This window comes from Janibacter sp. Y6 (assembly GCF_040900765.1).
In the GTDB taxonomy this organism is placed as follows: Bacteria; Actinomycetota; Actinomycetes; order Actinomycetales; family Dermatophilaceae; genus Marihabitans; species Marihabitans melonis.
In genome coordinates, this window is sequence record NZ_JAKLYZ010000001.1 from 498,675 (window position 1) to 513,006 (window position 14,332).

8 protein-coding genes are annotated in these 14,332 nt (G+C 66.5%); 3 read left to right on the forward strand and 5 right to left on the reverse strand.

The annotated features are described in order from the left end of the window. Window positions 1–82: 82 nt before the first annotated feature. The 4 genes from L6241_RS02400 to L6241_RS02415 are packed head-to-tail and all read right to left on the reverse strand — an operon-like array spanning window position 83 to window position 8,545. Window positions 83–1,369, reverse strand: a complete 1,287-nt coding sequence (locus L6241_RS02400) for a TIGR02679 family protein (protein ID WP_368244610.1) — start codon at window positions 1,367–1,369, stop codon at window positions 83–85. Next, entirely contained in the window at window positions 1,366–5,604 is a 4,239-nt protein-coding gene (locus tag L6241_RS02405; RefSeq protein ID WP_368245138.1) for a TIGR02680 family protein, read from the reverse strand. The genes L6241_RS02400 and L6241_RS02405 overlap by 4 nt, the downstream gene beginning before the upstream one ends. Window positions 5,605–5,609: 5 nt before the next feature. Further along, on the reverse strand, window positions 5,610–6,926 hold the full coding sequence (locus L6241_RS02410) for a TIGR02678 family protein (RefSeq protein WP_368244612.1): 1,317 nt from the start codon (window positions 6,924–6,926) through the stop codon (window positions 5,610–5,612). After that, window positions 6,923–8,545 (reverse strand): DUF2397 domain-containing protein, encoded by a 1,623-nt coding sequence (locus tag L6241_RS02415; RefSeq protein WP_368244614.1) that lies wholly within the window; start codon window positions 8,543–8,545, stop codon window positions 6,923–6,925. Before L6241_RS02415 ends, L6241_RS02410 begins: the two co-directional genes overlap by 4 nt. 227 nt (window positions 8,546–8,772) lie before the next feature. Here L6241_RS02415 and L6241_RS02420 point away from each other — a divergent pair, with 227 nt between their 5' ends. The 3 genes from L6241_RS02420 (at window position 8,773) to L6241_RS02430 (ending at window position 13,872) form a co-directional block, all read left to right on the forward strand. After that, on the forward strand, window positions 8,773–10,482 hold the full coding sequence (locus tag L6241_RS02420) for a DUF262 domain-containing protein (RefSeq protein WP_368244615.1): 1,710 nt from the start codon (window positions 8,773–8,775) through the stop codon (window positions 10,480–10,482). Continuing rightward, window positions 10,479–12,779 (forward strand): DUF262 domain-containing protein, encoded by a 2,301-nt coding sequence (locus tag L6241_RS02425; RefSeq protein ID WP_368244616.1) that lies wholly within the window; start codon window positions 10,479–10,481, stop codon window positions 12,777–12,779. Before L6241_RS02420 ends, L6241_RS02425 begins: the two co-directional genes overlap by 4 nt. Window positions 12,780–12,879: 100 nt before the next feature. Then, window positions 12,880–13,872: a hypothetical protein gene (locus L6241_RS02430; protein WP_368244617.1), complete on the forward strand. Its 993-nt coding sequence runs from the start codon at window positions 12,880–12,882 to the stop codon at window positions 13,870–13,872. On the opposite strand, the gene L6241_RS02435 is transcribed toward L6241_RS02430, so the two are convergent. Beyond that, complete coding sequence (locus tag L6241_RS02435; RefSeq protein ID WP_368244619.1) at window positions 13,869–14,315, reverse strand: hypothetical protein; 447 nt, start codon at window positions 14,313–14,315, stop codon at window positions 13,869–13,871. The genes L6241_RS02430 and L6241_RS02435 overlap by 4 nt on opposite strands. Window positions 14,316–14,332: the final 17 nt, after the last annotated feature.

The window sequence follows — 14,332 nt, forward strand, 5'->3', positions numbered from 1 at the left end:
TACCCACTGCACCCCACGCGGCGTAGGCATCAGGCGCCGGGTCGGGGGTTTAGACAGCGGCACAGCGACGCGAGCGACGCCTCTAGAGGTCCGCGAGCAGCACGTTGAGGAGGGCCTCCTCATGGACTGCAACTCCGATGCGCGACATGCTTACCGCGAGTTGCGGGTCCCAAGGTGTCGCACCTGGGGTCCCTGCGAGCGGCAGCTTGTTAGCCGAGCTAGCCGCCGCGACAGCGTCCTCGTAGTCGCTGGCGCCCATGCGCCACGGCTGCACCCCCGCAGCCAGGATGCGTCCGGCGATCACGACTCCGGGCCAGTCGAAGTCGCCGTGATAACGAACCAGTGCGCCTTGCCCTACTAAGCCGCGGAGTAGAACCCAGGCGGCGCTCGCGGGGTTGCCGGAGGTGCACACCAGAGCGCCCGCCGATCCTGCTCGTGCAGCCGCTTGGAGGACCTGCGGGTTCTCGCAGACCGACACGGTGGTCCCTGCGACCGTCCAGGCCAGCTTGGCGGCGACGCCGTTCAGTTCGTGCAACGTCAGGTGAGTGACCAAGCCAAGATCGGCTCGGGCGCGCATCATGACGGACCAGGGATCGTCGCCCGGTGGCCGTAGCGACCAGACCAGCACCGTTCCGGAAAGCTCATCAGGCACCACCCCGAGAAGGGTCCACATGTTCCGGACCTCGGCCGCCGACTCCGGTGGATGGAGACCGTGAGCGGCGGCCGCGGCACGCAGCACGAGGGCGGCGGCGACGCGGCCTGAGTCGAGCCCGTGCGCATCACCGGTGCACTTGGTCGCCAGTTCAGCCAAGCCCCACTCGGTTGGTCGCTCGGACGCGGACCTTGATGGCTCAAGGACACCGGATGCCGCAAGCTCGGCCAGGACGGCACCCGCGTGCACGACGGCGGCGGGGGCGCCATCGCCGGCCTTAGTGAGGATGCCTGCCTGCCGGGTTCCCTGAACGAAACCCGCGACCCACTCCTGATCGCCGACCCCTGCGGCGGCGAGCGCACCGTCAAATAGGGCGGCTGTGCTGGCTCGCGCCTCGGTCCGAGCCACACGGGCGGCCTTGCGGTCCACGAGCGGCCCGATGAGCGCCTCGATGACAGTCACCAGCCCAGCTGCTGCAGCGGACCGCCGCAGGGCCGCGTCCACGTCTGCGAGGCGCACGCGGGCGGGGCTTGTCACGCGCCTGCCGAGGAGGCCGCTGAGACGGTCGACGCCCTGTTCGTTCAGGGTGACACTCACAGTGCCGGTGACCTGGATACCGTTTCGTTCGAGCCTGCCGCGAACGGCATCCCACAGGGGCATCAGGTCGAGGTGGAGCAGGTACTCGCGTGTCGCCGGCGGCAGGGCATGGTCGGTCATCGCGGCGCTGCCCGGAGGTGTCGGGTGTGTCCGTCCCAACGGACGTGGGTCGTCACAGCGGCCGACCCTTCGACTCGGCGGACTTCGTAACAGTCCAGCGCCGGCACCTGCGGGTAGTCACCCCACAAGGCGTGCCCGGTCATAGCGAAGTCGACGTCGAGCCGGACCAGCAGCCCCATGAGCTCACCGATGGTGCGGTTGTCGACCTTGGCGAACGCGTCGTCCAGTAGCAGCAGCCGGAGCGCACGCCCGGTGTCGGGCAGACCGGAAAGGTAGGCGTCGATGGCAGCGAACAGGGCCACGTAGGACACGAACCGCGTCTCGCCCTGCGAGAGTCGCGCCTTGCGGCTAATGCGTCGCTCCTGGCCCGGCTTCGGACCGAGAATGATGACCTCGACTGTGTGCCAGGACCGATAGTCCAGTGCGTCGCGCAGGTGTGTGGCGTAGCCCGCGGACTCATCGAGCTCGAACGCCTCGTTGACGCGGTCCTTGAGGAGCTCGGTCAGTTCGGCGGTCTGGTCGGCGGACCTCACCGCACCGGCGGTGGACACGAGCTCCTTGATGCGCACGACGGCCGGGTCGGAACTCTCCGATACCTTCCACCGCAGCTTGACCCCGATGCCGTGCGAGGTGCGGATGGTGGCCAGTGAGGCGTTCATCGCGGCGATGAGCTCGTCGGCCTGGTCCAGTCGGCGGCGAAGCTCTTCGGCGACTCCGCCGAGCACGAACTCGGTGAAGACGCTCCGCTCACGTTCGCTGAGCGCGTTTCGGCCCTCTTCGACGGTCCGGGCGAGTTCGGCGGCGGCGGCGGCGATGCTGCGTCGTCCGGTCGCGTCGGACAGTTCGACGAGGCGAACACCGTCGCGGACCTCGGTGATGACGTCGTAGGAGCCTGACAGGTCTCGGTCCAGGGTGCGCTGCGGACCGAAGAGCGAGTTCTCATCGGCGCCCTGGCTGTGTCGACGCAGGCCGGCGGCAACGCGGGTCACTGCCTTGCGTACGGCGGCCGGGGTGACCTCGGGTAGCTCGATGGGCTCCGGCAACTCGGCGAATGCTGCTGCTGCGATGCCCGGCAGCGCCAGCCGTCGACGGAACTTGTCGAACGCGGCGACAAGCTCCGCTTGGGTTGTTGTGACTCGTTCGGCGGCAGCGCGAGCCTCAGCTTCGGCGGTGCCGACCTCCACACCCAGACGGGAGTCGAGGTTCCGTGCGGACTCCAGCTCACCTTCCAGGGCCGTGCGGGTGGTCTCGCATTCGCGCAGCTCGGCCTTCGCCGCGGCCGCCTCCCGCCCGATGCTGGAACGGACCGACTCGAGCTCGGACGCCTCTCGATGCCAGACGGCCCACTCCGTCGCGGCGCGCGACTCGTCCTCGACCCGTTCGCCGGCGCGGTCTCTGACCTTTCCGACGGCCCCCGTGTGGTCGGCGACCGCGCTGATCAGCTGGCCGAGCAGGTTGCTCAGGTCACGGCATGCCGTCTCCGCTTCGCCGGTGGCCTGCCGGACGACCTGTAGGTCGTCAGCGGTGTGCGGAAGGCTGAACTCGGCGCAGATCGCGCGGTGTTCGCTGACCTCACGGGACCAGGCCGTGCGCATCTCTCCTGCTTGCATTGCAGCGTCGTGGGCTCGCGACCGTTCCTTCGCGGCTCGGTTGGTCGCGTCGGTGGCGCGGACCCTGGCGGAGGAGACAGCCTGTGTCCGTGGAGCGTTGTGGGTCGCGACGCTGAGCCCGTCCCGGGCAGCGCGAGCCTCGGCCCGGGTAGTGGCCCGAACCTCGGCGGCGGCCGTGAGCTGGGCGAGCTCGACCTCGATCGCTGCCAGGCGCACCCGCCGCGCGTCTGCGCGGGCGGTAGCGCCGATGTGGCGGGCTGTGGCGGGCAGGTGTCGGCCGGTCAGCGGACCTGAGCCCCACGACCCGTCTGGAGCCACCCACACCCCGCTAGGCGACGTGGCCCCTCCTCCGCGGCGGTCACCGAACCCGATGCGCGCAAGGACCGCTTCGACGACGTCGACGGGTATTGGGCTCCCCGGGTCGGCGACCAGCTTGCCTGTCACTGGGGTTTCGTCAACCGGACCGGTCGGGGTCAGAAGCAGCTGTCCGTCTTCGGCATGCAGGGTCCCGTCTCGGTGCAGGTCGGCAAGAAGGAGTCCGGAGGCGAGGAGTGCTCCTTCGAGGCCGGCGCGGTCATTCGCATCGAGGTCGTCGCCGAAGTCGATCGCTCGCCACAGCGGGACGGAGTCGTCGCGACGTGGCCGGACCCAGGTCGGCGTGGCCGGGCTCGGGTCGATCGCGGACTCCAGCTGGGCGCGTTCTGCCTTCAGGTTGTCACGGACCGCGTTGTCGACCTGGTCCGCGGCGTCGAGTACGGCGAGAGTGTGCGTGTGTCGTTCGCGCACGGGGTCGGCAAGCGACCCTGCGACGTGGTCCAGCTCGACCAGGTCGTCTTCGCTGAGGTCACCGATGAGGACAGTTGCGTCGGCGAGAACATCGTCGATGCCTGTGCCGGTCAGCTCGGGCTCTGCGCCGAACGCAGCGACCGTCGCTTCGGAAGAGACCCAGTCCCGCCACCGGTTCGCGTACAACTCGACGGACGTCATGAGCTCGGACTGACGCTCAAGCTCGACCTGCTCGGCTTCGCCAGCCCGCTGGTCGGCTTCCTCGGCGCGCCGCTCGGCCGCCTCGACCTTCCCGTGTTGCACGTCGAGCGCCTTCGCCTTACCCAGACGCCCCGCAGCCTGGCGACCACGTTCGGTTGCGCTGACCTGCACCAGCCGCACCTGCTCGATCGCACTGCCGAGGTCGTCTGGGGTGACGGATAGTTGAACCGGGACCGGACGGTCCAGCGGGGTCGGGTCGCCGTCCCGGGTGAGGCGCACCGGCTCGGTGAGGACGCTGGCCGGAGCGGTCGTAGCGGCGATGCTCGCCGGGAGCCCACCAGAGACGCCAGCGGCGCCAACCTTCGCGCGGGCCTTCTCGACGGCTGCTGCGACTCGCGCACTCGTGCTGACCGCCCTCGCGGCTACCTCGTCGGTGGTCCGGACCTCACGAACCTCCGCGCCGCGTGCACGCTCTGCGGAGGCAAGCGCGGCGTCGGCAGCCGAGCCGAGGGCCTGGACCTTCTTCTCCCGCTCATCGAGGTCGCGGGCGTCGGCGTACGCGGAGGACTGCTTGATACCGGCGATGGTTCCGTTCAGGTCGGCGATCGTCTCGTCGAGTTCGCCCATGCGGGCCTTGTTCTCGGCACGTGCCTTGGCGAGCTCGGCGTGAACGGTGGCGCGATCCTTGGCGTCTTTGACCGCTGCGTCAGCGGCCGACGCCGCCTTCGTGGTGTTCTCGGCGCTGTCCGAGACCGCGGTCGCTGCGTAGCGACGGTAGGTGCCGAAGAACGTGTTCACGTGACCCTGGGCAGCTTCGAGCCGGCCTTGTGCGAGGCGGGTCTCGGACAGCCCGTCGAGCTGCTCGCCGGCCGCGTTGAGGGCACGCTCGTCCAACGGCGGGAGCGCGTCGGACAGGATTTGCGGAAGGCGACCTTCCTCGATGCGGTTGCCGACGTCGGGTGAACGCAGCGTGTGAAGCAGCTGGAGCAGTCCGACGTACCGTTCAGCACCCGAGTCGCCGGCCAGGGTGAAGACGGTCGCGCGGACGCGGTCGCGGTGAGTACTCGGTGACGTCGTGATGCGGTCGGCACCGATGAGGTCGGCGAGCTTGTCCCGCGGAAGCGTCTCTCGTGTCGGCGACAGGAGCTCGAGGTCGTACCCGACACGCAGGTCGGTGGTGAAGTAGTGCACCTTGGCTTCTGCGGTCGAACGGGAGAACCGGATGTGCGCGCCGACGGTCGTGTACTGCTCGGTTGCCCCGGACTCGTGTAGTTCGACATCTGCCGGGTCAGCGGGGTCCACCGCACGGGCCAGCTCGAGCCACACGTAACCGGCCCGCGTGGTGCGGTCCTCTGCCCCTGCCTTCATCAACTCGACGAGGCTGACCTTGCCGGACCCGGTTGCGTCCATCTTGCGGCGGTCGGCGTCGAGGACGAACGGCAGGAGTAGTTCGAGGGCCCGGCTCTTGCCAGATCCGTTCGTTCCGCGCAGGACGAGCCGGCCGCCGGAGAGGTCGAACTCGGTGTCGTAGTAGTACCAGACGTCGACCAGCCCGGCCCGGTTCATGCGCCACCGGTACGGGTGGTGCTTCGGCGGGGTCTGGTCCTCGGTCTCGAGCCCGTCGCTCGGGGTCTGCATGAGGGTCACGACTGCTCCTGGTTGTGCGGTACTACGACGGTGTCTGCGCCGGGCCCGGAGCCGTCGAAAAGGGGGTCGTCTGCGGGGTCGATTGGCCTTCCATCGTCAGCGAGACGGCGTTGGGCTCGCGTGCGGGTCGCCGTGCGGACAGGTTCGGGCCGGTATCGGCTGCAGGCTGGATGGAGGACGAGCCCGTCGTCGGTGGGCGTGGCGAGCGACACCGCCGACAGGACCTCAACCACTTCGTCGGTCAGCCTGCCCAGGTCGCCTGCAACTTCAGCACGCCAAGACTTCGCGTTCTGGTCGGAGAGGAGTTCGAGGTTCTCGGCGACTACCTCCCACGACGCGAGGACACCGGGGACCGGGACGCCGTTGACTAACGCAGTCGTGCCGGCCGCGGGGTTCAACGTGTCCACCAGCGCGTCAAGGAGGAGGAGGGCGGCCTGGCGGACCGTTCCCTGGCCAGGGAACTCGACGTCGGTCAGCTCATCGTCCGGGTCGTAGGCCAACGCGCCCTCGAGCCGAACCTCGAGCGTGAGGCCGAATGCGTCGTCGAGGGCCCTGGCAACGTCGCGCCGTTCACGCGACAGGGCGTCGGCCTCGGCCTCGGTGAGCGTCTCGCGTCGGGTGAGTGGATGCTCGGTCAGCCGGCGACGCAACGCGGGTCGAGGCTGCTCACGCTCGGCCGGGTCGACTGCCCACATGTCCTGCGGGACGTCCATCCCAGCGAGCGGACGAGCGACAACGTGCGGCAGGAGGGACTGGTTGACGGTCAGGAGCGCCTCTTCACGGCGCTCACCCCACCCTGCGACGCTGCCGTCGGTCTCGATCAGGACACCCCATGCGATGAGCTGGTTGATGGCGACGACCAGGGCTCGTCGTTCCCCGAGGGTCTCGTCCATCGTGATGCCGGCAGTCGCCGCGTCGGCCCGAAGCTGCTCGACGAGGGCCGAGAGGAGAACCTGCTCACCCGCACCGGGAGCCATCAGGCCGGCACACACGAGCGCGAGGTACGTGTACGCGCGGGGGGTGAAATCACCGCCGTTCGCGCGTCGCGCACCGCGGGCGGGCGCGTCGACGGGCGGGACCGCCTTCACCAGTCGAGCGAACGTCGGCTCGACCACGAGCGGATATCCGAGCAGCGTTTGGAACGCCTGCCGGAGCGCGACCTTATGCCGACGGACCAAGGCGAGGTCCTCAGCGTGCTGCGCTGCAGCGAGAATGGGTGTGGACAGCAATGCCCGTGCGGCGGCCCGACGTTCTGCGGCGGCGTGCTCGCTCGTGGTCGCCGTCGGAGTAGAGCGGCCCTCGGACGCGCTCATGCTGTGGTCTCCCTCCACACGTGGTTGCCGACCTCGTCGGGGCCGTCGATGACGGTGCCCGCGACGGCGGCCGGATCGGCACGCAACTCGAGGTCGTGCACGGTCAGGTCGCCGTCCGAGCATCGAACGACGGTCTTCGTGCCGGCCACCGGGGTGGCGGTGATGACGAGGTTCGCGTCGGTGTCCGTCGAAGTGGCCGGCCCGGAAAGGACCTGGTCTATCGCGATGAGATCCGCCACCCTGTCCAAGAGCAGCTCGCGAGCCGCCGGTGACATGTGTGCGCCGTTCAGGTTGCCGGCCGCGGCGAGCTCCGCTGCTGCGGCGCGCTTACGGTTAGCTTCGGCCTGAGCCTCGGCCAGGAGCCGCTCGCGGTCCAACCCTGGGTCGGGAACTCGGGACGCTCGGCCCCGGGCAGTGCGGTCGCCGCGCTCTCGTAGCGACAGCGGCACGTCGACAGGGTCGCTGTCCCACCACGACGTTGTGGCGCCGGCTCGCCCGGAGTCCTCTTCGGGGCCGCCCAGAAGGTGCCGTGCCGGGTACGCCCCGAACGCCGCGTCGAAGATGCGGTGTGCGATTGCCGTGTCCGCTTCGTCGAACCAGACCGCGAGGCGCAGGAGGTCAGCGCGGCGCGATGCACCGGTGCCGGCGGCTGCGAGCATCCGCTTCGCGTTCGCGATTAGTTGGCCCAGGGCCTGGTCGGCGGCCGCACGCAACTGCGACGGTCCGGATCTACCGCGGCGCCCGGTGTACCAAGCGGTCAGCTCGTCCCAGTCTGCCCGCGTGCGGCCCGGTGACCGTTCGGCCGGCCCGTCGGTGTCGGTGAGGCCTGGCAGAGAGTCGAGCGTGGCGAGCACCAGGTCGAGTCGCTCCTCAATCTTCTCGAGGAGCGCCGCGACCGCCGGCGCGTGGCGGGCCACGTCGGCCGAGATGAGGTCGACGTAGGTCAGCAGCATCGTCTTGAACGCGGCGTACTCGGATCCGCCGAGGTCGTAGCGCGAGATGCGGCCCTGGACGAACGCGTAGAAGTCCGTTGCGGACTCGGCGAAGAGTCGCTGGTTGTTGAACACCGTCGTCACGTCAGCGGCGAGGGCGTCCCCTTCGACACGCGGGGCGTCTAGGTGAGCAAGGATGCGCTCCAGTGTCTGGACGGTGCCGCCGAGAAGCTCACGCGCAATCTCACGGGCACCGTCCGAGGCACGAAGAACATCATCGACCTGGCGGTGTACTCGACCGCCGAGCTTTGACGCCTGGTAGCGAGACCTGGAGCGAAGCCACTCGCTGACCGTGGCGACGCGGGCGTCCCGGACGGACGGCACAAGGTTGCCCCACGTCACGAGCTGTCGGCAGCGATTCTCGATGTCGTCGACCGACATCGCTAGTTCAGGCACGGCGCGAAGCAGAGCCTCGTGTGCTTCAGCCGCAGACAGGTCGTTGAGAAGAGTCTCGGTGAACAGCCGCATCAGCTGGAGGTACTCGGCAGCGTTCTCGGCCGTGACGTACCGGTAGAGCGTCAGCCTCTCGACCGTGGCGGCCGTAGCGGAAGAGCTGGTTTCAGACGGAGGATCGCCCGCTTCGACGACACGAGCCTGCGTGTCGCCAGCGTCGCTGTTCGGTGCCACAACACACCCTCCGTCCATGCTTCACGAGCGGCACCGCGCTGCCGACAACCGCGACGACAATGGCTTGCTCACCCCGACGCCATGCACGCTACGTGAGCCCACCGACACTCCGGCTGAGAAGCCGTACATTCCTCAAGCACGAGCGCGGACGAGTGGAACACCAGGTCGACGTCACCTGCTCTTCAAACAGCCCCACGTCGTCGGCGATGGTCAGTAGTCTCGCTGAGGTGAGCGCTGCAAGCCGGGAGGCCATCCTCGAGCCGAAACTGATCGGTGACATCTCCGGGCGGTTCTACGTCCCGGCTTATCAACGTGGTTATCGGTGGGGCGAGGTGGAGGTCACCAAGCTCCTGGACGACATCTGTGCGAGCCGCGACCGGCCGTACTACCTCCAGCCAGTCGTGGTCAAGCAGCACGGCGAGGAATGGGAGCTAGTCGACGGGCAGCAGCGACTCACGACGTTGTTTCTCATTTTCAGCTACATGCAGCGCAATGGACTCCAAAGTGCGGGCGCTGGCTACTCGATGCGCTACGAGACCCGGTCGGACAGCGCGGACTACCTAAGGGCGCCTGACCCAGCGCTGAATGAGAAGAACATCGACTTCTTCCACATCTCGGAGGCTTACCGATGCATCTCCGAGTGGTTCGAGTCGCACGGGCACCGGCGCCAGTTTGTCGCGAATGCGTTCTACGGCGCACTTTTCGAGCACGTGCGCGTCATCTGGTACGAAGCTCCCGAGGAGCTCGACGCCACCGATCTCTTCACCAGACTCAACATCGGCCGAATCCCTCTGACAGACGCCGAACTCGTCAAGGCGCTGCTCCTTTCCAGCAGTCGTGGGCGAGACGATCGTCCAGACCGCGCCCAGGAGATCGCCGCTCAATGGGACACCTTCGAACGCGATCTGCGGGACCCAGAGCTGTGGGCCTTTATCACCAGGAAGTCCTCAGAGGACCCAACACACATCAGCTTGCTGCTCGACACGATCGCCGGAGGCCCGATGGGACGTGAGCGACCCGCGTTCCACACGTTCGACGCCCTCCGACAGCGGATCGCCGCGGACCCCCAGACATTCTGGAACGAGGTCGTGGAACTGCACGCCACCGTTCTCGGGTGGTACAGCAACCGCGACCTCTTCCACAAGATCGGCTACCTGATTGCCGAAAGGGCAACAACGTTCGCGGATCTCCTGAGGCTGAGCCATGGCAAGACGAAGTCGGCGTTCGAGGCCGAGCTTGATCAATTGATCCGCAAGCATCTGAATCTAAGCTCGACGGGCCTGCGCGAGCTGACCTATCAGAGCGACAAGCAGACGAGCCGGGCCCTGCTGCTGATGAACGTGGAGACGATCCGCCAGCGCAAGCACTCGTCCGAGCGGTATTCATTCAGGGAGCATGTTGCTGGCCGCTGGTCGCTCGAGCACATCCATGCCCAGAGCGCCGAGGGCATTCGTCGCAGCAAGGACCAATGGGCAACCTGGCTCCGGCTGCATCGTCGCGCGCTCGAGATGCTGGACGACGTCGACGCTACCGAGAGACAGGAATTGATCGCCCGCACAGACGAGGTCCTCGGCAACGCCGACATCAAGGAACGAGAGTTTCAGGACCTCGAGCGGGAGTTCACGAGCATTCTCAGCCTTGACAACCCGGCTGGAGAAGACTCAATGCACTCGATCGCCAATCTCGCGCTCCTGCACGGTGGAGACAACAGCGCCCTCAGCAACTCGGTTTTCTCAGTCAAGCGTGCCGAGATCCTGGACCGCGACCGTCAGGGCTCGTACATTCCCGTCTGCACACGCCATGTATTTCTGAAGTACTACTCCCCCGCCGAGGAGCACCAGATGCACTTCTGGAGCACGCGGGATCGAGAGCACTATCTCGCGGCCATGGCAGCCGTGCTGAAGGACTACCTCCTCGACGAGGGGGTGCGCCGATGAAGGGCTACCTGACGTCCTACACGGATCTTTTCGGCGCGCGGTCGAATGGACTGAGCATCAGCAAGGTCGAGATCCCTCTGATCCAGCGCGACTACGCCCAAGGTCGTCTCGACCCTTCGACCGCGGAGATCCGCACGTCGTTTCTGGAGATTCTTCTGGGCGCGATTGCCGGTGACTCACCAGTCGGACTGGATTTCGTCTACGGCAAGGTGTCGGCGGGGGCACTGCTGCCGCTGGACGGCCAGCAGAGGCTCACGACGCTGTTCCTCATCCATTGGTACGTCGGTTCCGCAGCAGGCACACTTGAGCCGGACGCGCCGTGGACCAAGTTCTCGTACGAGACCCGGCCTAGCGCTCGACTGTTCTGCGAGTCGCTCGTTCGGCACCCGATGCCGGCAGGGGAGGAAGCGCCGGCGAGCTGGATCCGGGACCAACCCTGGTACCTGCACACCTGGCACAACGATCCGAGCATCGCCTCGATGCTCGTCATGATCGATGCGATTCACGGCCAAGTGAAGCGTCTGAATCCGCCGCTCGATCCGACGACCGCATGGGCTCGGCTGACTGACGCCGACTCCCCCGCTGTCTCGTTCTACCTCCTGCCCCTCGCAGACATGGAGTCTGAAGAGGAGCTCTACATCAAGATGAACTCGCGCGGGAAGCCGCTCACCGAGTTCGAGAACTTCAAGGCGCGGTTCGAACGAGACATCGGGAGCTCGGCACTGGCGGACGCCTTCGCTCATAGGATCGACGGCCCCTGGTCGGACCTCATGTGGCCTTTCCGGGGTGCAGACAACATCGTGGACGACGAGTTCGTTCGCTACATCGACTACTTGACAGAGATCTGCGAGTTGCGGGATGGCGAGGTCAAGTCAGGGAAGCTAGGACCGCGCGCGAGAGCGATCTTCGGGGCCGGGAATCCACGTGCCGACGAGCACCTCGACTTCCTCTTCCGGGCCTTCGATGTATGGCTGTCTTCGGACGACATCTCGGGAACCTTCGCCACGTACTTCACGACTTCCGTGCCAGGGGACGACGAATACGACGCCGGGAAGGTGGTGCTCTTCGGCGCGGGGGATGTCAATCTGTTCGAGCAGTGCTGCTACCAGTTCGACAGCCAGCGTGGCGGCAACCGAGCCTTCACCCTGCAGCAGAGCCTGCTTCTGTATGCAGTGCTGCTGCACCGCATGGAGCAGACGCCAGATTTCCCGCGACGGCTACGCGTATTGCGGAACCTTCTCGCCGCCTCGGCGGAGGACGAGGTCCGCCGACCGAACATGCCCGGTCTGATTCAGGACGTCGAGGCTGTGATTCGCCATGGCAACCTTGACGCGGTCAGTAAGTTGAGCAGCAATCAGGTGGAGGACGAGCGCCTCAAGGCCAGGTTCCTTGCTGACAACCCTGAGCAAGAAGCAGATGTGTTCCGGTTAGAGGACCACCCGATCCTCAGAGGAACTCTCAGCGCCTTCGATCTGGACGCTGCCGCATTTCAGAGACGTGCAAAGGCGTTCGAAGCCGCTTTCAGCCAGCCTCACCTATGGCTGCAGGTGACCGGCGCCCTCTTGGCGACGGGTGACTACCAACGGCGACGTCCCAACACCGAGGCTTGGCAGTTCGGCACCAGTTCGCCGACCAACGAGGCTGTCTGGCGCTATCTCTTCACTGCCGCTCCGCGACAGGAGCTGGACGCCACGCGCAGGGTGCTGGGCGAGTTTCTCGAGGGTCTCGCCATGCGTGAAAGCGAACCGCACCCATACCTCGACCACGTGGTGGCCGAGTGGCTCAGGGATCGCGAAGATCGCCGGGAGTTCGACTGGCGGTACTACCTCGTGAAGTACCCGGCAATGCGCGGGAAGAGGGACCAGCGCCGGGAAGGCAAGACAGGTATCTACTACGGCGTCGGCGGCCACCTCGGTTACTCCCTGTGCATGCTCCGGACCGTCCAGCTCAACGGGCTCTACCGCGACCCGATCCTGCTTCAGGTGTGGCTTGACTCAGGCGTGGGTGACGCAGTCAGAGATCCCTGGTTCACGGGTTACGTGCACACGCCCCGCTGGCTGCGCCTGGAGCGAAGCCACGTTGGTCTCCGATGCGTTGACGAGGGTTTCGAGCTCGACACCTCGGACGATGAGGCGCTGCGGACACGCTTCCTTGAGATATGCGAGGAGCGGAACGACGTGAGCGTCCTCGATGGTCGGATCCTGCTCACCATCCCTCAGCAAGCCGGAATCGACACGCGCGATCGAGTTGCCGTAGGCGCGGAGTTCCTGCGGCTGCTCGTGGCTGCTGGGCTGTAACGTCGGGACGCTGCCGCGCGCGGCCCCACGACTTGCACGAGAGTGGGCGCGGCTGGACTGCCCCCCACGCTATCCCCGCGATGTGTCGGACCATCGATCTATGGTCGCCAACGACATGAAGAAGACGCAGTTCAAGGCAGAGCACGAGGCTCTGGCCGCCGCTTGGAAGAAGCGGAGCAATACGCTGACCGAAGAGGCCCGCGCATCGGCGCCCTGGATCAACCAGGACGGTCAACCGCGAGGACGCTACGACCACTGCTTGCCGGCGGGATTCGCCGCCCACAACCTCCTCCCCCACGTTCGCCGCGGCGCGATCCAGCTGTTCATCGAGCTAGGCATCCCGTGGCACGCGGGCATCGACAACGGCCCTGGCAACAACCTGCTCTCGTCGCAGGTCCAGTGCGTCAACGCGCTTTACCCGATGGTCAGCCAGCCCCTGAAGATCAAGTCAGCCTTCGGTCACCTGGTCGACATCGGCGCGGTGCTGGAGATCGAGCGGGGTCGCTTCCTTACGTTCGAGTACATCGGGCCTACCGACTACTTCAATGAAGGCAAGGGACGCGAGCGGATCCGTGGTTCAAGGTGCACAAGTGTCGACGCAGCGTTTCGCTACCGAACGTCCACTGGGCGGATCGAGATTGCGCTCGTCGAGTGGAAGTACACCGAGGCGTACTTGGAGGCAGTAGAGCCCCCGCCTGGCTACAACAAGACGCGGGAGGCTCGCTACGGGGTCGATCTGGAGGCAGTGGACGGACCAGTTCGGATGGATCTCGTCGACTTGGACTTCCTCTTCGACGAGCCGCTCTACCAATTGATGCGCCAGCAGCTGTTGGCCTACCGCCTAGAGCAAGACCGTGTCCTGGAGGCCGACGTCGTTCGGGTACTGCACGTCCTTGACCCGGCAAACGCTGGCTACCAACAGTCGTTGGTCCGGTCTGAGACCAAGGCTCTGGGGGACAAGGTTGATGAGGTGTGGTCAAGGCTGCTTCGGAATCCCGACCGCTTCGCGCATGTCGATCCGGCCGTTTTTCTCGATCCTGCGGTGACCAGCAGTGAGTACGTCGACCGCTACTCGCTCCGACTTGGCTCCTAGCTCTCCGCGCCGAACTCGAGGATCGCTGCGAGTAGGCGAGGCATGTGGCGACCGAGAGCGCTGTACGTTTCGCCGATGTTGATCGTTCGGCCGGCCGCCGACCACGCGTCGCCGGTCAAGGTGTCGGCGGCGAAGGCCAGCCCATTGATAGATGCGTGCCAGAACGTGTAGCCCGGATCCCAGAAGCTGTGAGCCCACGCGCTCGGGAACGTCCGTCGACGGCTCTCAATCCTTCGCTGGACCTCCGGAAACTGCTCAACCCAGTGGGCTGGCCCGCCCCCGTAGCCCGAGGTATCGAGGAAGGCCATGCGAACATCCGTCGGTCGACTGAACACCGAGAGCCTGACGAGGGCAGCCAGGACCCGGTAAACGAGCACGCGCGGTGTGGAGACCGGCAGCTTCGCGACACTTGGAAGTCCGACTGCTCGCTCGATCATTTCCACCAGCGATTGGAGACCCT